Source organism: Bacillus sp. NTK071 (assembly GCF_017303315.1).
In the GTDB taxonomy this organism is placed as follows: Bacteria; Bacillota; Bacilli; order Bacillales; family Guptibacillaceae; genus Guptibacillus.
In genome coordinates this window covers 717,732-735,810 of the sequence record NZ_JAFKOI010000001.1, presented here as the reverse complement: position 1 = coordinate 735,810, position 18,079 = coordinate 717,732, and the positions used below count along the sequence as shown (strand labels likewise).

General features: G+C 38.9%; 17 protein-coding genes. 14 read left to right on the top strand and 3 right to left on the bottom strand.

The window, feature by feature from the left end; translation table 11 throughout:
* Position 1 precedes the first annotated feature (1 nt).
* The 11 genes from JI666_RS03690 to JI666_RS03640 all read left to right on the top strand — a co-directional run bounded on the left by JI666_RS03690 (position 2) and on the right by JI666_RS03640 (position 11,490).
* Entirely contained in the window at positions 2–757 is a 756-nt protein-coding gene (locus JI666_RS03690) for a 2-phosphosulfolactate phosphatase (RefSeq protein WP_206889047.1), read from the top strand.
* Positions 738–2,477: an acyl-CoA dehydrogenase FadE gene (locus JI666_RS03685; RefSeq protein ID WP_206889043.1), complete on the top strand. Its 1,740-nt coding sequence runs from the start codon at positions 738–740 to the stop codon at positions 2,475–2,477. Before JI666_RS03690 ends, JI666_RS03685 begins: the two co-directional genes overlap by 20 nt.
* A gap of 14 nt (positions 2,478–2,491) precedes the next feature.
* Positions 2,492–3,262: an SDR family NAD(P)-dependent oxidoreductase gene (locus JI666_RS03680; protein WP_206889041.1), complete on the top strand. Its 771-nt coding sequence runs from the start codon at positions 2,492–2,494 to the stop codon at positions 3,260–3,262.
* A 17-nt stretch (positions 3,263–3,279) separates the two neighbouring features.
* A complete protein-coding gene (locus tag JI666_RS03675; protein WP_206889037.1) occupies positions 3,280–4,074 on the top strand; it encodes an enoyl-CoA hydratase/isomerase family protein in 795 nt (264 codons plus the stop codon).
* Positions 4,075–4,195: 121 nt separating this feature from the next.
* A complete protein-coding gene (locus JI666_RS03670; RefSeq protein WP_206889034.1) occupies positions 4,196–5,059 on the top strand; it encodes a branched-chain amino acid ABC transporter permease in 864 nt (287 codons plus the stop codon).
* On the top strand, positions 5,059–6,066 hold the full coding sequence (locus JI666_RS03665) for a branched-chain amino acid ABC transporter permease (RefSeq protein WP_206889031.1): 1,008 nt from the start codon (positions 5,059–5,061) through the stop codon (positions 6,064–6,066). Before JI666_RS03670 ends, JI666_RS03665 begins: the two co-directional genes overlap by 1 nt.
* The gene (locus tag JI666_RS03660) at positions 6,066–6,845 is read left to right on the top strand and encodes an ABC transporter ATP-binding protein (RefSeq protein WP_206889029.1); all 780 of its coding nucleotides are present in this window, start codon (positions 6,066–6,068) and stop codon (positions 6,843–6,845) included. The genes JI666_RS03665 and JI666_RS03660 overlap by 1 nt, the downstream gene beginning before the upstream one ends.
* Positions 6,823–7,530, top strand: a complete 708-nt coding sequence (locus JI666_RS03655; RefSeq protein ID WP_206889027.1) for an ABC transporter ATP-binding protein — start codon at positions 6,823–6,825, stop codon at positions 7,528–7,530. The genes JI666_RS03660 and JI666_RS03655 overlap by 23 nt, the downstream gene beginning before the upstream one ends.
* Before the next feature lie 30 nt (positions 7,531–7,560).
* A complete protein-coding gene (locus tag JI666_RS03650; RefSeq protein ID WP_206889304.1) occupies positions 7,561–8,796 on the top strand; it encodes an ABC transporter substrate-binding protein in 1,236 nt (411 codons plus the stop codon).
* Between the two features lie 23 nt (positions 8,797–8,819).
* On the top strand, positions 8,820–10,490 hold the full coding sequence (locus JI666_RS03645; RefSeq protein ID WP_206889024.1) for a long-chain fatty acid--CoA ligase: 1,671 nt from the start codon (positions 8,820–8,822) through the stop codon (positions 10,488–10,490).
* A 1-nt stretch (position 10,491) separates the two neighbouring features.
* On the top strand, positions 10,492–11,490 hold the full coding sequence (locus JI666_RS03640; RefSeq protein ID WP_206889022.1) for a phosphotriesterase family protein: 999 nt from the start codon (positions 10,492–10,494) through the stop codon (positions 11,488–11,490).
* Positions 11,491–11,536: 46 nt separating this feature from the next.
* Here the strand turns inward: JI666_RS03640 and JI666_RS03635 are convergent, their stop codons facing one another.
* A complete protein-coding gene (locus JI666_RS03635) occupies positions 11,537–12,457 on the bottom strand; it encodes a ketopantoate reductase family protein (protein WP_206889020.1) in 921 nt (306 codons plus the stop codon).
* 142 nt (positions 12,458–12,599) lie between these two features.
* Here JI666_RS03635 and JI666_RS03630 point away from each other — a divergent pair, with 142 nt between their 5' ends.
* Complete coding sequence (locus tag JI666_RS03630) at positions 12,600–13,496, top strand: hypothetical protein (RefSeq protein WP_206889018.1); 897 nt, start codon at positions 12,600–12,602, stop codon at positions 13,494–13,496.
* A gap of 66 nt (positions 13,497–13,562) precedes the next feature.
* Entirely contained in the window at positions 13,563–14,501 is a 939-nt protein-coding gene (locus tag JI666_RS03625; protein WP_206889016.1) for an NADP-dependent oxidoreductase, read from the top strand.
* A gap of 172 nt (positions 14,502–14,673) precedes the next feature.
* Here the strand turns inward: JI666_RS03625 and JI666_RS03620 are convergent, their stop codons facing one another.
* Positions 14,674–16,029: a YjiH family protein gene (locus tag JI666_RS03620; RefSeq protein ID WP_206889014.1), complete on the bottom strand. Its 1,356-nt coding sequence runs from the start codon at positions 16,027–16,029 to the stop codon at positions 14,674–14,676.
* Between the two features lie 749 nt (positions 16,030–16,778).
* Here JI666_RS03620 and JI666_RS03615 point away from each other — a divergent pair.
* Positions 16,779–17,801, top strand: a complete 1,023-nt coding sequence (locus JI666_RS03615) for a GNAT family N-acetyltransferase (RefSeq protein WP_206889012.1) — start codon at positions 16,779–16,781, stop codon at positions 17,799–17,801.
* 60 nt (positions 17,802–17,861) lie between these two features.
* Here JI666_RS03615 and cspD read toward each other — a convergent pair whose 3' ends face one another.
* Positions 17,862–18,062, bottom strand: coding sequence for a cold-shock protein CspD (gene cspD / locus JI666_RS03610; RefSeq protein ID WP_048309367.1), 201 nt, complete (start codon positions 18,060–18,062; stop codon positions 17,862–17,864).
* Positions 18,063–18,079: the final 17 nt, after the last annotated feature.

Sequence of the window (18,079 nt, the reverse complement as noted above, 5' to 3'; positions counted from 1 at the left end):
TATGGGAAAAATACACGTGCTTATGAAAAAAGAAGATATTGATCAGGAGAAGATAGGTAATGGGAAAATTGCAGTTGTGCTGGACGTACTTCTGGCTACATCTACAATTACTTCAGCTCTTGAATTTGGAGCAGAACAGGTGATACCAGTTCTTGATCAATACGATGCATTAGCGGAAGCGAAAGCATTACCTGATGGAAGTTATCTGCTTTCTGGTGAATATGAAGGTAAGACAATTGAAGGGTTTCTTGACCCTAATCCACTGCAATTGAAGAAAGCGGTGAAAGGCAAAACATTAATTCTTTCAACTACGAATGGTACCGTAGCCATTAAACGTACAAGTGGAGCAAAACGAGTATATGTAGCCTCACTCTTAAACGGAAGAGCTATTGCAAAGAAGCTCAACCAGGAACATCCGAATGAAACAATTGTGGTAGTTTGTTCTGGTTCATCAGGTGAATTTGCTCTAGAAGATTTTTATGGAGCTGGTTATTTAATTAATCAAATGATCTCATCGTTGCCTGATTGGGAGCTTACTGACGCTGCACGTGCTGCATCTTCGTTCTATAGAGGTAGTGAACAAAGTGCGGAAGATGTTTTAATTTCTTCTCGTGTCGGAGAGATGATCAAACGATATGGGTATGAAGACGAAGTGAGATTTGTAGCTTCAGAAGGTATTTTTTCGATCATACCTTTCGTAGACGGAAAGAAAACAATTATACGGGAGGAGGTCCATCATGACACAAATCAAGTCTAGTAGAACGGGATCTGATTTTCTTTATCGACGTTCCACTCCAGATGATATTTTTACTCCTGAAGAGTTTACAGATGAACATCGGATGATTGCAAAAACAGCTCAACAATTCGTTGAGAAAGACGTGGATCCTTTTAGAGAAGCGATCGAACATCAGGACTTTGATCAAGTTGTTACTTTACTTAAGAAAGCAGGTCAACTTGGATTACTTGGACATAGTATTCCAGAGAAATATGGTGGAATTGGGCTAGATAAGATTTCTAAATGCGTAGTAGGGGAGGTTGTTGGGAGGACGAGTGGTTATGGTGTCGCGCAATCCAACCATACCTGTATCGCTACCCTACCGATTACGCATTTTGGTACCCACGAGCAGAAGAAGAAGTATCTGCCAAAACTTGCTTCAGGGGAGTATCTTGGAGCTTATTGTTTAACAGAACCTAGTGCTGGGTCGGATGCGTTAGCGTCACAAACAACAGCGGTGCTTAATGAAGAAGGAACTCACTATCTTCTAAATGGAACGAAATTATATATAACCAATGCTGTGTTCTCAGATACCTTCATTGTATATGCCAAAATTAATGGAAAACAGTTTTCTGCATTTATTGTAGAGCGAAATTTTCCTGGTCTTTCACTAGGACCTGAAGAAAAAAAGATGGGGATTAAAGGTTCATCGACTAGATCAGTAATTTTAGAAGATTGTCAGGTTCCTATTGAAAATCTTCTCGGTGCTGTTGGAAAGGGCCATGTTATTGCACTGAATGTGTTAAATTTAGGACGATTTAATCTTGGTTCGGCTTGTACTGGGGGAGCAAAGCATGGATTAAAATTAGCACTTCAGCATACGAACGAACGCAAACAGTTTGGTCGTACCATTGCTGAATTTACTGCTACGCAAGAAAAAGTAGCTCGCATGATGACAAGAATTTATGCTTCTGAATCGCTTCAGTACAGAACGGCGTTCTTACTGGAAGAGGCCATGAATGGACTGTATAACGAGACCGATCACAAAATCGTAGGCAAACAAATGATGGAATTCGCTGTAGAATGCGCGATTTGTAAAGTATTTGGTTCTGAAACACTAGATCAAGTTGTGGATGAATCTCTTCAGTTACATGGTGGGGCTGGTTTCATAAGGGAATATCCGATTGAACAGATGTATCGCGATTCAAGAATCAATCGTATTTTTGAAGGTACGAATGAAGTAAATCGAATGTTAATTGTTGGAACGCTCTTTAAGAAAGCAACTAAGGGAGATATTTTCCTTGAAGAACTAGTTGAAAAAGCAAGACGAAAGCTAACAGAAAAGGTAATCGATCCGACAAATGAGGAATCGGCTATCCAAAGTATACGAAACGTGTTTCTCTTTTGCGTAGGGACTGCTTTTGAGAAACATGGTGAGGATTTAATGGATAACCAGGAATCTCTAATGAGGCTTTCGAATATAGCCATCGCGTTATATGCAGCAGAATCTGCAGTTCTTCGAGCTTTGAAAGATCAGGATGAAATGAAAATTAAGCTAGCAAGAACCTTTTTAGAGGAAACTCTTCAAGATGTTGAATCTACAGCTCGAATGCTGCTAATGAGTATTCTACCTAAAGAGAAGAAGCAACAAGCTATCCAACTCGTTTTTAACGAGCTTTCTGCTTACGATTTCGGAAGCTCGCTCGAACGAAATCGAGAAATAGCACAATCAATCTATAAGAAACTAAAGTATGACGTCTAGAAAGTGGTGTTAGAATGGCGAGATTTACAGGGCGAACCGCTGTTGTGACAGGTGGCGGAAGCGGAATTGGAGCGATGACTGCAAGACGTATCGCTTCTGAAGGTGGGACAGTGATCCTTGTTGGACGTACAGAAGAGAAGTTGAAACGCACAGCCAATGAGCTTAAAGACTTAGAAGGAACAGTATTAACATGTGTAGCTGACGTAACAAAGCAAAAAGACATTGAATTACTTACTTCTTTTGTTAAAGAAAAAACAGACTCCCTTCATATTTTAATTAATAATGCTGGAGGTTCACAAGGGTCACCAATTCTTGAGATGTCTGAGGAAAATTGGGATCATGCGCAGTCGGTAAATTTAAAAAGCGTATTCCTTGTATCTAAAGCACTTGGAAAGTTGATGTTAGATACAGCTAAAGAAAACAATTCATTGGAAGATTTATCGATTGTTAACGTCGCTTCATTATCAGGACATAAAGCGGGTGCTCAAATTCCTCATTACAGTGCTGCAAAGGCAGCGGTTATTAATTTTACAAGAGCACTAGCAGTGGAACTATCACCATACATTCGTGTGAATTCCGTATCCCCTGGTTTTGTGGAAACACCGCTAACAGAATCAGGACTGAAAAATGAAAGATTTGAAGCTTCGATTAAGCGTAATACAGCTTTAAACCGGGTTGGGCAGCCTGATGAGATAGCTAATGTGATAGCATTTGCTGCCTCAACTGAAGCAAGCTACATGACAGGATCTGATTTATTAGTAGACGGTGGCTGGCTCATCGTATAAAAAAAGAGGAGTGTTTAATGATGGAAACAACTGTAAAAACAGATCATCTAAAAGTGAATATTCAAGGGACTGTGCTTCATCTTACACTAAATCGACCTGAGGCACTAAATGCATTTAGTTCAGATATGATTTTAGGACTTACAAAGGCAATTCAGGATGCTAAAGAAAACGATGATATTCGTGTAGTGATGCTTTCTGGAGCTGGTCGATCTTTCAGTGCTGGTGGAGATGTAAAGACGATGGGAGACACAACTTCAACTGAAGTATATGAGCATATTGGGAAATTGAATGAACTTGTGCTTGCAATGAGAGACCTTGAGAAGCCGATAATTTCAGTTATACACGGCTTTGCTGCTGGAGCTGGTTTTAATCTGGCGCTCGCAAGTGATATTATTCTAGCAGCGGAAGATAGTAGCTTTGTCTTAAGTTTCTCTCAAGTAGGACTAATATCTGATGGTGGAGGACTTTCTTTCTTGCCACGTCTAATCGGTCCTTACAAAGCAAAAGAATTATTCTTCTCAGCACAACCAATCACTGCAAAAGAAGCAAAAGAATTAAGAATTGTTAATCAAACATACCCTTTATCAGAATTACAAGACGAAGCGATTGCTTACGCAGACAAACTTTCAAGAGGTCCTGGTAAAGCATTTGGTTTTATTAAGAAAATAGCTGATGCTTCTCTTACCTCATCATTATCTGAAGTTTTGGAGCAGGAACGAATTACTCAGGCATTGATGGTAACAACAGAAGATCATAAAGAAGGTGCTACTGCTTTCAAAGAAAAGCGCGCTCCTCAATTCAAAGGCAAATAATCTACTAATCAGGATTGAAGATCAAACTTCAATCCTGATAAAACACCCTCACAACTTGAATCCTCAGCACAAATCGCCGTTCCCTTTGTCTGGATCCTAACTGAAAAGAAGGAGGAAAAAAATGGAGCTTCTTTTCCAGCAGATTTTTAACGGACTTACAATTGGAAGCGTTTACACTCTCGTGGCACTCGGTTTAACACTCGTTTTCGGTATTCTTCACGTCCCTAATTTCGCACATGGTGCATTCTATATGGTTGGTGCTTATGTAACATTAATGATGATGGTAGGATTCGGCTTCAATTATTGGATAGCCATTATCGCTTCTGTAGCAGTGGTTGCTTTACTTGGTGTCGTTACTCAGCAGCTTATTTTTAAGAAATTAGAAGGTGCAGATGGCATGAGGATGATGGTTGCTGCCATTGGAATCCTCCTATTTCTAGAAGCGTTTGGTCAGTTTATGTGGGGAACTGAATACTACAGAATGGATACACCTTATAGCTCAGTAGTAAATTTGTTTGGATTAACAGTTACCTTACAGCGACTTTTAATTATTATCTCAGCAATTATGTTAATGCTAGCACTTCACTTTTTCTTAACGAAAACGATGATTGGAGCTGCGATCATTGCAATGGCTCAAAATCGTGAAGGAGCATTTCTCGTTGGAATTAATGCAAACCAGGTAGCGTGGTTAACATTTGCGATTGCTGGTGGACTTGCAGCAGCTGCAGCTTCTCTTGCATCTCCTATTAATCTAGTTTTTCCTACGATGGGTAATCTGGTTATCATGAAAGCCTTTGTCATTATTATTATTGGAGGGATGGGAAGCATTCCTGGGGCAATCATTGGGGGGTATATGCTCGGTTTAACTGAAAGTATTGGAGCGACGTACATATCATCTGATTACAAAGATGTCATCGCGTTTCTTTTACTCGTCGTCATTCTGACAGCGAAACCGACCGGGCTGTTTACGAAGGGGGTTCAGTAATGTCGAACGTTCTTTCAAAGCGAACAATGATCATTGTGTTATCAGGTATCGCCATTCTATTCCCACTCGTTTTTCAAAATATGTATCTTTTGCAATTACTAACTCTCGTCTTCATCTGGTCAATTGCTGTATATGGTTTTAATATCATATCTGGCTATGTGGGTTATCTGTCTTTGGCGCATGCAGGATTTTTTGCCATCGGAGCCTATGGTGTAGGTCTTTTAACAACGAAAGCAGGATTACCATATTGGCTTTCTTTATTCCTTGCAGTGGTTATTACTGCTCTAGCTGGTGCTCTGGTTGGAGTCATTGCATTAAGAACAAAATCTCACTTTTTTGCGATTTATACAATGTGTGTTGGGGTGATTATTTATCTTCTAATCGACAAATGGGATAGCCTTACAGGCGGTGTTAGAGGATTAATTGGCATTTCAGCGCCAGGTAATATCGGGCCGATTACCTTTGATACGTTAACATCTCAATATTATCTCGCTCTTTCATTCCTCGCACTTACTATTTTTATTTGCTATCGCATCGTTCATTCTTTACTTGGAAGAACATTTATTGCGATTCGGAATAGTGAGGAACTCGCAAAAACAATTGGTATATCTATAATGAAAAATCAGCTACTTGCTTTTACGTTGTCAGCATTATTCGCTGGTTTATCAGGTGCATTGTATGCATCATTTATTCGTTTCATCGGACCTCAAATTTCAGCCATTACGGTTACATTTGAAATGCTTATGTATCTTCTTGTTGGTGGGATAGGAACACTTGCTGGCCCTCTAGTTGGCACATTAATTGTTATCTCGCTCACTCAGTCACTTCAATTTCTCGAAGAATACCGTATGCTTATTTTCGGACCAGTAGTTGTCCTTTTGGTTCTATACTACCCACGCGGTATAACAGGAAGTATAGATACTTTCATTCAAAAAAGAAAGCAACAGAAATTGAATTTGCGTAAAGAAGAACATGAAGTCAAACGTGATGTAGGGGAGGCTGGTTAATGTTCTTTGAAACAGAGAGAATAACAAAACGATTTGGTGGTCTCGCTGCTGTAGAAGATGTAAGCGTTTCATTCGAAAAAGGATCGATAACAGCCATTATTGGTCCGAATGGAGCTGGGAAATCTACTTTTTTCAATCTGATCAGTGGAATTCATCCTATTACGTCAGGAAAAGTGCATTTCAAGAATAACGATATTACAAAAATGCCACCGCAACAGATTGCTCGACTTGGGATTGGCCGCACATTTCAAACGACAAACTTATTTGAACAATCTACTGTCCTCGATAACGTATTAATTGGTCATAGACTTCGCACGAAATCAGGGATATGGGATGCAATTTTTAGAACTGCAAGAGAAAAAGAGGAAGAGAAACGATCTTATGAAAAAGCATTGCAAGCTCTCGAGTTTGTTGAGCTGATGAACGTTGTGGAGCACCCTGTGTCTCTTATATCTCAGGAAGAGAAGAAGAGGTTAGCCTTTGCTCTAGCATTGGCTACGGATCCAGAAATGGTCCTTCTCGATGAACCAGCTGCCGGTGTCAATCCAGATGAAACAGATGGATTAGCTTACTTGATGCGAAAAATGGCAGATCACGGTATTACTGTTTGTCTGATCGAGCATAAAATGCCAATGATTATGAGTCTAGCAGATAAAATAGTTGTCTTGAATCATGGAAAGAAAATTGCGGAAGGTCGCCCTGATGAAATACGTCAGAATGAAGCTGTGATTCAAGCATATTTAGGAGGCGAAGTTCATGCTCCAGTTAAACAATATTAACGTGAACTATGGGGCATCTCAGGTGTTGCACCAGATTCGTCTTCACGTAAATGAAGGGGAGACAGTCGTATTACTTGGAGCAAATGGAGCAGGTAAAAGCACGATTTTCCGTACGATAAGTGGACTAATGAAGCCTGCTTCTGGAGAGATTGTATTCATGAATCGTAAACTGACAGGTAAATCGCCACACTCACTAGTTAAAGAGGGAATTGTGCAATGCCCTGAAGGAAGAAAGCTTTTTCCTCATATGTCAGTCTATGAAAATTTGAAAATGGGCAGTTTTGTTCATCGCAAGCAGCGTAAAGAAGTGGAAAATCGTTTAAAGAAGGTGTATTCTCTCTTTCCAATTCTTTATGATAAACGCCATGAAGCTGCAGGATCATTGAGTGGGGGACAGCAACAAATGCTTGCGATAGGTCGAGCTCTTATGGCGAATCCAAAAGTACTTCTTCTTGATGAACCATCTCTTGGACTAGCTCCACTAATTGTTGAGCAAATGTTCAACATTATTGAAGATATAAATGAGCAGGGAACAACCATACTTTTAGCTGAGCAAAATGCAAATGCTGCTCTTCAAATTTCTAACCGTGGCTATGTCATCGAAAGTGGCAAAATAGTTCTAGAAGGAAGTAAAGAAGAACTGTTATCTAATGATGAAATCCGCAAGGCCTATATTGGTGCATAATATGAGTCTATTTGAACAGGGGGAGAAATGATGAAATTTAGTAAAAAGCTCTTTGTACTACTAATGGTTTTGGTTGGGATTTTGGTCATGGCAGGTTGTGCTGCAAGCTCAGTAAGCAATAGCAATTCAGAAAGCTCATCTGGTTCTAAGGAAACGAAAGATACCAGCAAAGATGCGAAAGCTGGTTCTTCTGCAGAAAATACTGTCAATATTGGTTTTAGTGGACCTCTAAGCGGTCCAGCAGCATATTACGGAGAGAACACACTTAGTGGGTTAGAAATGGCCGTTGATGAAATTAATGAAGAAGGCTTTGAAGTGGATGGCAAAACATATGACATTAATCTCATAACTCTAGACGATCAATATTTACCGAACGAGACGGGTACGAATGCAAGAAGACTTGTTCAAGAAAACAATACCCCAGTTATTTTTGTTCCGCATAGCGGTGGTGTGTTTGCTACACAGGTATTTAATGAGAAGGAGAACTTTCTAATTGCTGCGTATACGAGTGAACCGAAAATTATGGAACAGAATAATTCATTAACACTCGGGATCCCACCAGCTTATAGTGCTTATCCAGAACCTTTTACAAAGTATGAAATGGAAAGGTTCGGCAAAAAGATTGCACTTCTCCCAACGGCATCTCAATACGGTAAGGATTGGACTGAAGCACTAAAGCCAGTATGGGAAGAAAATGGTGGGGAAGTCGTATTTGAAGGGTCAATTGATTTTAGCAAAGATACAGACTTTTTCTCTATCGTTACAAAAGCGTTAAGCAATGATCCTGATGTACTCTTTGTTGGTGGACCATCTCAACCAACAGCGCTCGTTATCAAGCAAGCGAGAGAATTAGGGTTTGAAGGTGGATTTATGGTAATGGACCAAGCAAAAATTGAAGAGATGGAACCAGTATTAGGAGGGCTTGAACAACTAGAGGGTGCAATTGGTACTCTTCCAATAATCGAAAGCGATGCGTCAGGTGCAGAAGAGTTTATAAAGAAATATAAGGAACGATTTGATCGTATACCAACTGCTGAAGGTGCATTTAACTATCAAGCTATGCATGTACTTGTGAATGCTATGAAAGAATCGGGAAGTGTGGACGATCCCACAAAAATCATGGCAAGCATAGAAGATGGGATTAAAACACTTCCAGATGAAAACGTCGTTTGGCATATAAATGGAGTTGTTAACGGAGGAGCATTTGATTGGAAACCAGCAATTGGTGTAGTAGAAGATGGAAAAGTGCTCGATAAAGACTATTAAGGTGTATGAAAGGGGATCAAAACATGGAAACGAATCATTTTCAGTTCTGGCCAAAACGAGTGCCTTATTCACTAACTATTCCAGAAACAACAATTTATGATAATTTAACAGTTTCTGCAAAAAGATATCCTTCGAAAGATGCGATTATCTACTACGGAGCGACTTTATCTTATGAGAAATTGTTGCAGGAGGTGGATCAAACAGCTGCCTTTCTCGAGAAAGAACTTCAAGTATCACCAGGGGAGAATGTTCTTCTCTTTATGCAGAATTCACCTCAGTTTGTTATAGCTTATTATGCCATTTTGCGAGCGAATGCTGTAGTCGTTCCAATTAATCCTATGCTTACATCCGAAGAACTTTCCTTCTATATTAAAGATTGCGAGATCAAAACGGCTGTTGTTGGTCAGGAGCTTTATGACAGGGCAGAACCGTTGTTGTCTTCCACTTCTCTTTCTAACATCCTAACGGCCGCTTACTCCTACTATGCAGGTGACGAAAGTGAAATTCCTGCTGAGGTAGCCCTTAAAACCAAACCGTTAAATAAACCAAATCATTACACTTGGGAAGAGGCAGTGAATCATAAATTAATATCAGGAGACTACAATCGATCAATTAATGATATAGCTGTTATGCCTTACACTTCTGGAACAACCGGTCTTCCGAAAGGTTGCATTCATCCTAACCGCACATTACAAGCAAATGCTGTGGGAGCGTGTCAATGGATGAACATAACGGCAGACGGTATGCATCTTGTTACATTACCATTGTTTCACGTTACAGGTATGCTTCATAGTATGCATGCACCGATATATAGTGGGGCTCCGATGGTGATAATGACAAGGTGGGATCGCGATTTAGCCGCAAAATATATTGAGAAATATGAGATTGCAAACTGGGTAAACATTAGCACGATGTTGATTGATTTTCTGTCAAACCCTAATCTACCGAACTATTCTATTTCCTCTCTGAAAATTCTAGCAGGTGGAGGGGCACCGCTACCTGCAGCTGTGGGAGAGAAGCTATACAATTTAACAGGCTTGCATTTCATTGAAGGATATGGACTTTCAGAAACCATTTCTCACACGCACTTTAATCCACCTGATTTTCCAAAGCTACAGTGTCTGGGCGTTCCATCGTTTGATGTTGATGCAAGAATTATAGAACCAACAACAATGAAAGAATTAGGAGCTGGGGAGATTGGCGAAATAATTGTAAACGGACCACAGGTGTTTGACGGTTATTATAATCGAGAGGATGAGAACCGTAATTCGTTTCTTAAGATAGATGGTAAAACCTTTTTCCGTACGGGAGACATTGCTCGATATGATGAGGAAGGATACTTTTTTATCATAGATCGTGTAAAGCGAATGGTGAATGCTTCAGGATATAAGGTTTGGCCAACTGAAGTCGAATCGATGTTATACAAGCACCCTGCTGTTCAACAAGCATGCGTTGTGGGAGTGCCGGATCCTCGTAGGGGAGAGACAGTAAAGGCATTTGTCATTTTAAATGATGAGGCTAAAGGAAAAATCACTCAAGAAGAAATCGTTGAATGGTCTAAAGAGCAAATGGCTGCCTACAAATATCCAAGAATGGTTGAATTTATGGATAAATTCCCAACGACGAGCAGTGGAAAAATACTATGGCGTAAACTCCAAGATAATGAGAGGCAGAAAGCTGAAGGGGTGAAATAAGATGGGGAAAACTGTTGAAACCGTTACAGGTGCTATTCCAGTGGAACAACTTGGAAAAACTTTAGTGCATGAGCATTTTGCATTCGGGTATCCTGGTTACAGTGGTGATATTTCTCTTGGGCCATTCGATTTTCAAGAAGCACTGCAAGTGGGTATTTCAGTTGCAGAAAGTGTAATGGCGCATGGTGTTAAAACGGTTGTTGATCCTACGCCAAATGAATGTGGAAGAAATCCAGAACTCTTGAGTAAAATAGCTACTGAAACAGGGCTGCAAATTATATGTGCTACTGGTTATTATTACGAAGGTGAAGGCGCTACACCTTATTTCAAGTTTCGTCAGGCACTTGGAACAGCCGAGGAAGATATTTATGAAATGTTTATGAAAGAAATTACGGATGGTATTGGAAATACCGGGATTAAGCCTGGTATTATCAAGCTTGCTTCAAGTAAAGATATGATTACTGACTATGAAATGATGTTTTTTAAAGCAGCAGCTCGAGTGCATAAAGAAACAGGTATAACGATATTGACGCATACTCAAGAAGGGACTATGGGCCCGGAGCAAGCTAAACTTTTAGTTGAGGAAGGCGTAAATCCTCAGTCTATTATCATTGGGCATATGTGTGGCAATACAGATGTTTCATATCATTTGAGAACACTAGAAACAGGTGTGAACATCGGGTTCGATCGCTTTGGTATCCAGGGGCTGGTCGGTGCACCATTTGATAAAGAAAGATTAGTAGCACTGATCGGTTTATTGAACAGTGGCTACGAGCGCCAGATCATGTTGTCGCATGATACGGTTAATTACTGGATGGGAAGACCTCCAGTATTACCTGAATCAGTGCAAAAGATTATGGTGAATTGGCAGCCTGTGTATATATTTGAAGAAATTCTTCCAAAGCTTAAAGCAGCAGGGATTTCAGATGAAACTATTAATACTTTGTTTGTTGACAATCCTTTGGCACTGTTTTCGGCTGAAACGAAAGTAAAAGCATAAGAAAAAAGCGAGGAAGATTCCTCGCTTTTTTCTATGTGAATTAACTTTATGATTTTTGTATTTCATATGGCTTAATCAAACGATAAAGTGTTTCAGTATAGGGTATTGTTAGCTGAACACGCTCAGCAAGTCGAAGCGCCCCACCTTGTAGGTGTTCTACTTCTAGCTTGTTTTTCTTCCGTTTATCCTGGTGCATAGAGGAAGTAGCTTCATATGGTAATTGATTAAATTGTTCCATACGACGCTCGATGTCTTCATCATTAATTTGAACATCATACATAGAAGCAAGCGTACTAATTTCCTTCATAACATTTTGGACAAGTTCAAATGTCTCAGGTACATCTCGGATTGTACCTGTATGAAAATCTCCTGCAGTAGTGACTCCAGACATTGCTGAAATGAACATGTATTTTTTCCACATTTCTTCCTCAATAGTTGAACTTAATAAACAGTTGAAGTTAGCTTGCTCACTTATTAAACTTAATTCTTTGCATAGTTCCTGTTGGGAAGGGTGCAGAGGACCAAATATCAATTCATGTAAATCACTTGTATGTTGTACGTGACCTCGATCATCGAGAGTTGCAATAATATAGGACAATCCCCCAATCACAGCTTCTTCACCTAATTCATCTTTCAGAATAGAAAGATGTTCTATCCCATTAAGAATTGGGAGAACCTTTGCCCCTTTTGAAACAAATGCTTTTAATGCTGGCAAAGTACCTTCAATGTGATAGCCCTTCACACCTAATAAGATCAAATCAGGATCCTTCATTTCTTCAGGATTAGTGAAGATAAGAGGGTTTTCAATCTTGGCATTTCCCTTTACACTAGCTATTTCTAATCCTTCTTTTTTGATTTGAGCTTTTCTTCCTTCTCGAACAAAGAAGGAGACATTTTCTCCACATTCAATCCATCTTGCACCAAAGTATGTACCCAGTGCACCTGCACCAACGATTACGATATTCATAAACACGCTCCTTTTAGAAATCGCTTTCTTCACTACTACTCTACTTTTTTGTATTGAGTTTTTCAAGAAATGAGGAAAGGGAATTTACAAGAAGATCGAGAAAGTATCTTTATAGAAGTAAAGTTGGAAAGGAAGGATAAGCATGAAAAAATTATCTCAAAAGCATTACGAAAAAGCCTGTTCCTATGTTGAGAGTAATGCAAGACCGATTGATCGATCATTTTTTGCGTTTTGGAAAGGAGAAGCAAGTGCAGAAGAAGTGTTACATGAGCTTGAAACGTTTCGGAATTCTGACGGAGGATTTGGGCATAGTCTGGAGCCTGATTTCAGATTAAAGGAATCATCTCCTATGGCAACAACAGTTGCTTTTCAATACATGAATAAAATTGGTATTTCAAAAAGTCATCCTTTTCTTAAAGAGGGTATTGAATACTTTATGAACACGTTTAATACGGAAAAAGAACAATGGATGGCAGTTTCTGATAACGTAAATGATGTTCCTCACGCTCCGTGGTGGCATGTAAGCGGGAATGAAGAGCGTTTTAATGCAAATCCAGATGCAGAAATTGTGGGTTATCTTCTTCATTATAGAGGTTACAATAATGAACTGGCTGAAAGAATGCTCTCTAAAGTAATGAATCATCTTGAGGAGCTAAATGAATATGAAATTCATGAAGTGCTTTGCTATTTAAGATTGGCAAAATTGGCTGGTGGTGAAGAAGTAGAGAGTATTATAAAAAAGATACATAACAAGCTACCATCAATTATCGATCCTCCAGAAAAATGGGATCATTATGGAGTGCAACCAGTAGTTTTAGCAGAATCGAATCAATCGCCATTTGCAAAGGAGTTAAACCAGGAGATTCACGTAAACCTTGACTATATTGTGGATAAACAGCTTGGTGATGGTAGCTGGGGACCAAATTGGGAATGGGGACAATATGAAAATGAATGGAAGAATGCTAAGCAAGAGTGGAAAGGGTATTTAACAGTACAACAATTAATTGTACTTTCTCAATTTGGAAGAATTGAAAGTTAATTTGTTTAGAATCGTACTTGTCGTGGGAACATAATAGGGAATGAGAAAGAAAGGAGTTTTTCTATTATGAAAGCAGTAGTGATCGAACAATACGGTGGAAAAGATGAATTACATGAAAAAGAACTAGAGTCCCCTTCTCCAGATAAAAATCAGGTGGTTGTAGAGAGTTATGCAACCTCTATTAATCCTATTGATTGGAAATTAAGAGAAGGATATTTAAAAGAAATGCTACCTTTCAACTTTCCAATAGTCCTTGGCTGGGATATCGCAGGTGTCATTAAAGAAGTAGGGAAAGACGTTGAGGATTTTCAAGTTGGCGATCGTGTTTTTGCAAGACCGGCAACAACAGCAAATGGTACATATGCCGAAGAAGTTCTAGTTGATGATCATTTGCTCGCAAGGATACCCGATTCGATTTCTTATGAGGAAGCTGCTTCAGTACCACTTGTAGGATTGACAGCATGGCAGTGTCTAATTGATTTTGCTGACCTACAAAAGGGTGAGAAAGTTCTAATACATGCAGGTGCTGGTGGTGTTGGAAGTTTTGCTATTCAGCTAGCAAAACATAAAGGTGCATTTGTAGCGACGACAGCGAGTGGTAAAAATGAAGAGTATTTAAAATCCATTGGAGCTGACCTCGTAATCAATTATCGTGAACAGGACTTTTCAGAAGTATTAGAAGAATATGACGTTGTTCTGGATACAATGGGTGGAGAAATTCAGGATAGGAGCTTCGCCGTTTTACGAGGGGGTGGACGCCTCGTTTCAATCGTAGGTGAGCCTGATAAAGATAAAGCTAAGGAAATGGGAGTTCGCTCAGGCAACGTTTGGCTAGAACCCAATGGTGAACAGCTTAAAAAAATTGCTTCTCTAATGGAAAAAGGAGAAATCAAGGCTACGATTGGACATCGCTTTCAGTTTTGTGAAGAAGGAATTCAAGAAGCACATGCTTTAAGCGAATCGCATCATGCTAAAGGTAAGATTGTCATTTTATTTGATAAATAATGAAAAAGCAGCGGTTATGCCGCTGCTTTTGTATTTATACTTTTATTAATTTCACTTACCGTACTGTATAAGAAAATAAAAAACTTTGCTACTAAACAAACTTTCAATCAATAATCTAAATAACAAGAGAAAATAAAAAGAAGTCGGGACAATTTGTCCCAACTTCTTGGAATTAAAAAATAATATGAGCCATGATTACAATAATAGGTAATGAGATAAATGTACGTTCAAGGAAAATAATCACAAGATCAATGAACCTCACAGGTACTTTCGAGCCAAGGAGTAGTCCACCAACTTCAGACATATAGATTAACTGAGATACTGATAGACTTGCGATAACAAATCGGGTTAAGTCACTCTCAATATCTGCGCCAATAATAGCTGGTAAGAACATGTCAGCAAATCCGATTACCATCGTTTGTGCTGCTTCAGCTGCCTCAGGAACCTGCATAATATTGAGAATAGGTACAAATGGTGCTCCAAGGTAACTGAATACAGGAGTGGTTTCTGCAATGATTAACGCGACTGTTCCGATTGCCATTACAATTGGAATAACACCCATCCACATATCTAGTACGTTCTGAATACCGCCTTTTAAAACATTAGAAGTGCGGTTATCTTCTGCTGTTCTAGTTGCTTGAACAAGCCCCCAACGGAAACGGGACATGTTTTCTGGAATTGTATCATCTGGTGTCTCAGCAGCAGACTCAAATGTTGTATCCGGTTTTCGAGAGAGTGGTGGTATTCTTGGCATAATAACTGCTGCTACGACCCCTGCAAGAACAATCGTTATGTAATAAGGTATAAAATATTGCTCTAGCTTCATTTGCTGAAGTACAACAATACTAAAAGTGATGGATACTACTGAGAAAGTAGTTCCAATAATGGCTGCTTCTCGTTTGGTATAATATCCTTCTTCATACTGTTTACTCGTTAATAAGACTCCTATCGTACCATCTCCCATCCATGACGCGAGACAATCAATTGAAGAACGTCCAGGAAGCTTAAAAATAGGGCGCATAATTTTTGTAAGAAGCGTGCCGCAAAATTCTAATAAACCGAAGTTTAATAGAAGAGGTAAGAAGATTCCCGCAAATAAAAACACAGAAAACAATATTGGAATTAGATCATTAAGTAACAACCCGCCAGTTGCATCTGACCAGATCCATTCGGGGCCAATATTGTATAATGTAAGAATTGCGAATATCATCCCCAAAATGCGCGCAAAAGTCCAGATTGGAGAGACTTGGAGAAGACTTACCATAAATGGTCGATTCGTCACCCAATTTGGCTTGATTACAACAGCTATCGTTGTAAGTATTGCAGTAATTGAAATGACAATAGTCATAATAGCAGGTAATGTAGTGCCGAATAAGCCCTGGAGCCAACCCGCAAGTTTAGCAATTGGAATCGTTACACCCTCATCATTTGGAATGGGGATCATGAATAAAAAGATACCGATAAGAGAAGGGAGAGCGAATTTAAGTATTCCTTCTGAAGATAATTTAGTGTGATAATTACTGTGCATAGTAGTGTCACCTCTGTCGTATTTAACGAATTTTCTAAAACGGAAAAACGTATGTTTATAAAAACATAGTTATGAATATAACACACCAACTCCTTTAGTAAAACATGAAAATGCAAACTCTTGAATAAAAAAATTGTTCAGAAAAAAGCGACCATTTGTATTATACCGTGAAATCGCTAACAATAAAAGGCTGGTAATAGTACATATAACTAAGTATGCTAGTTAGAGATCTAGAACGAAAGAAAGGGCAAGGATATAATATCCTTGCCCTTTCTGGAAAGTTAATCTATCTAATTAGTAAATACTCACAAAGATCTTGACGGAGTATAAAGTTCGTATTCTGCTTCAAATGTTGAACCAAAGAAACAAGAAGCACATTTTCGATAACCTTTTTGACGAAGAAAAACTAGAAGTTCTTGTTCATGATTAGCCTCGGTCCGGTGTTTTATAGGGGTCTCGGGTAAATGACATTCATCACCAGCGTATGCTGTCCTATGGACAATTTGTTTTTGGTGGTCAATCATGTATTTTCCCATATATGTTTATCAAGTCCCATCTTTTAGAAGTATGTTTTAATCATTGTACCATACTATTTATAGCATTGATATAGCATAACTATTTATTATACCCGATTTTAATCGGAAATATTCACTTTTTGTGATTTTTATTTTTTTTATTTATGTCATTTATTATTAGTACTACCTAATCAAAAAGTGACAAGCTAAAAATGCTTGAGAAAGGACAGGATAGTGACTATTTTCATTGAAGAAAACGACCTGAATATACAATCAATTAAAAAAGAAGATGAACTTCATCTTTTGAAATGGTTAACGAATGACGAAGTACTTTCTTATTATGAAGGGAGAGACAACAAGTACACGATTAATAAAGTACGAAACGATTTTTTGGTCGATGATTATGAAACACGGTGCCTCATATACAAGGATAGCTATCCAATAGGTTATATACAATTTTATCAGCTCAATGAAGTGAGGGGTATTTCGCTTCCTGCAAACTCGTATGGAATGGATCAATTTATTGGAGAGCCAAGATACTGGAACAAAGGAATAGGAACGAGAATCGTTGCTATGGTTCTAAATTATATTATTGAGAAATTAAAAGGATCCCTTATTGTAATGGATCCACAAGCGTGGAATACAAGAGAAATTACTTGTTATGAGAACGTAGGATTCGTGAGAAAATGTATGCTTTCTAAGAATGAGTTTCATGAGGGGAAGTGGAGGGATTGTTACCTTATGGTTTATGATCCTTGTGAATACAACATACAACCAATCCTCGAGGATCACCAAGAGGAATTGCAAAATTTGTTCACAACTCTATGGGGAAGTACCGAAATGGTCATTTCATCAGGAGTTTATGACTTAAGTAGACTAAGCGGTTTCATAGCATACAATGAATCAGGCGATATTATCGGAATGATTACCTATTATCTACATGAGAGCTTCCTTGAAATAATCTCTTTGGATAGTTTAGTCGGAAATAACAGCATAGGAAGCCGTTTGTTAATGGAAGTGGAAATCTTAGCTTTAATGGATGGGTTAAATGAGATAGTACTCCTTACGACGAATGATAACCTGAAAGCTTTACGGTTCTATCAACGAAAAGGATACCGATTAACCAGTATTAAATCAGATGCAGTTAATCAAGCACGTGTTCAAAAACCAGAAATTCCAATAATGGGTTATCATCAGATACCTATTCATGATGAGCTTGAACTAAGGAAAAAGTTGGACATAAAAGAAACGGTATAACAACTTCTATACAATAAATAAGCCCCTGACGATCTAGTCGTCAGGGGCTTATTAAGCCATTTATGCTTTTGTTACGTTAGCTGCTTGTGGTCCGCGGTTACCTTCTACGATTTCGAAGTTAACTTCTTGGCCTTCGTCAAGTGTTTTGAAACCTTCGCCGTTGATTGCAGAGAAGTGTACGAATACGTCGTCTCCACCTTCAACTTCGATGAAACCGAAACCTTTTTCAGCGTTGAACCATTTTACTTTACCGTTTTGCATAAAAAATTGCCTCCTAA

Bases quoted from the DNA above. Each gene is read 5' to 3' on its own strand.
- JI666_RS03690 (WP_206889047.1), top strand. From the start codon at position 2: ATGGGAAAAATACACGTGCTTATGAAAAAAGAAGATATTGATCAGGAG.
- JI666_RS03685 (WP_206889043.1), top strand. From the start codon at position 738: ATGACACAAATCAAGTCTAGTAGAACGGGATCTGATTTTCTTTATCGA.
- JI666_RS03680 (WP_206889041.1), top strand. From the start codon at position 2,492: ATGGCGAGATTTACAGGGCGAACCGCTGTTGTGACAGGTGGCGGAAGC.
- JI666_RS03675 (WP_206889037.1), top strand. From the start codon at position 3,280: ATGATGGAAACAACTGTAAAAACAGATCATCTAAAAGTGAATATTCAA.
- JI666_RS03670 (WP_206889034.1), top strand. From the start codon at position 4,196: ATGGAGCTTCTTTTCCAGCAGATTTTTAACGGACTTACAATTGGAAGC.
- JI666_RS03665 (WP_206889031.1), top strand. From the start codon at position 5,059: ATGTCGAACGTTCTTTCAAAGCGAACAATGATCATTGTGTTATCAGGT.
- JI666_RS03660 (WP_206889029.1), top strand. From the start codon at position 6,066: ATGTTCTTTGAAACAGAGAGAATAACAAAACGATTTGGTGGTCTCGCT.
- JI666_RS03655 (WP_206889027.1), top strand. From the start codon at position 6,823: ATGCTCCAGTTAAACAATATTAACGTGAACTATGGGGCATCTCAGGTG.
- JI666_RS03650 (WP_206889304.1), top strand. From the start codon at position 7,561: ATGAAATTTAGTAAAAAGCTCTTTGTACTACTAATGGTTTTGGTTGGG.
- JI666_RS03645 (WP_206889024.1), top strand. From the start codon at position 8,820: ATGGAAACGAATCATTTTCAGTTCTGGCCAAAACGAGTGCCTTATTCA.
- JI666_RS03640 (WP_206889022.1), top strand. From the start codon at position 10,492: ATGGGGAAAACTGTTGAAACCGTTACAGGTGCTATTCCAGTGGAACAA.
- JI666_RS03635 (WP_206889020.1), bottom strand. From the start codon at position 12,457: ATGAATATCGTAATCGTTGGTGCAGGTGCACTGGGTACATACTTTGGT.
- JI666_RS03630 (WP_206889018.1), top strand. From the start codon at position 12,600: ATGAAAAAATTATCTCAAAAGCATTACGAAAAAGCCTGTTCCTATGTT.
- JI666_RS03625 (WP_206889016.1), top strand. From the start codon at position 13,563: ATGAAAGCAGTAGTGATCGAACAATACGGTGGAAAAGATGAATTACAT.
- JI666_RS03620 (WP_206889014.1), bottom strand. From the start codon at position 16,029: ATGCACAGTAATTATCACACTAAATTATCTTCAGAAGGAATACTTAAA.
- cspD (WP_048309367.1), bottom strand. From the start codon at position 18,062: ATGCAAAACGGTAAAGTAAAATGGTTCAACGCTGAAAAAGGTTTCGGT.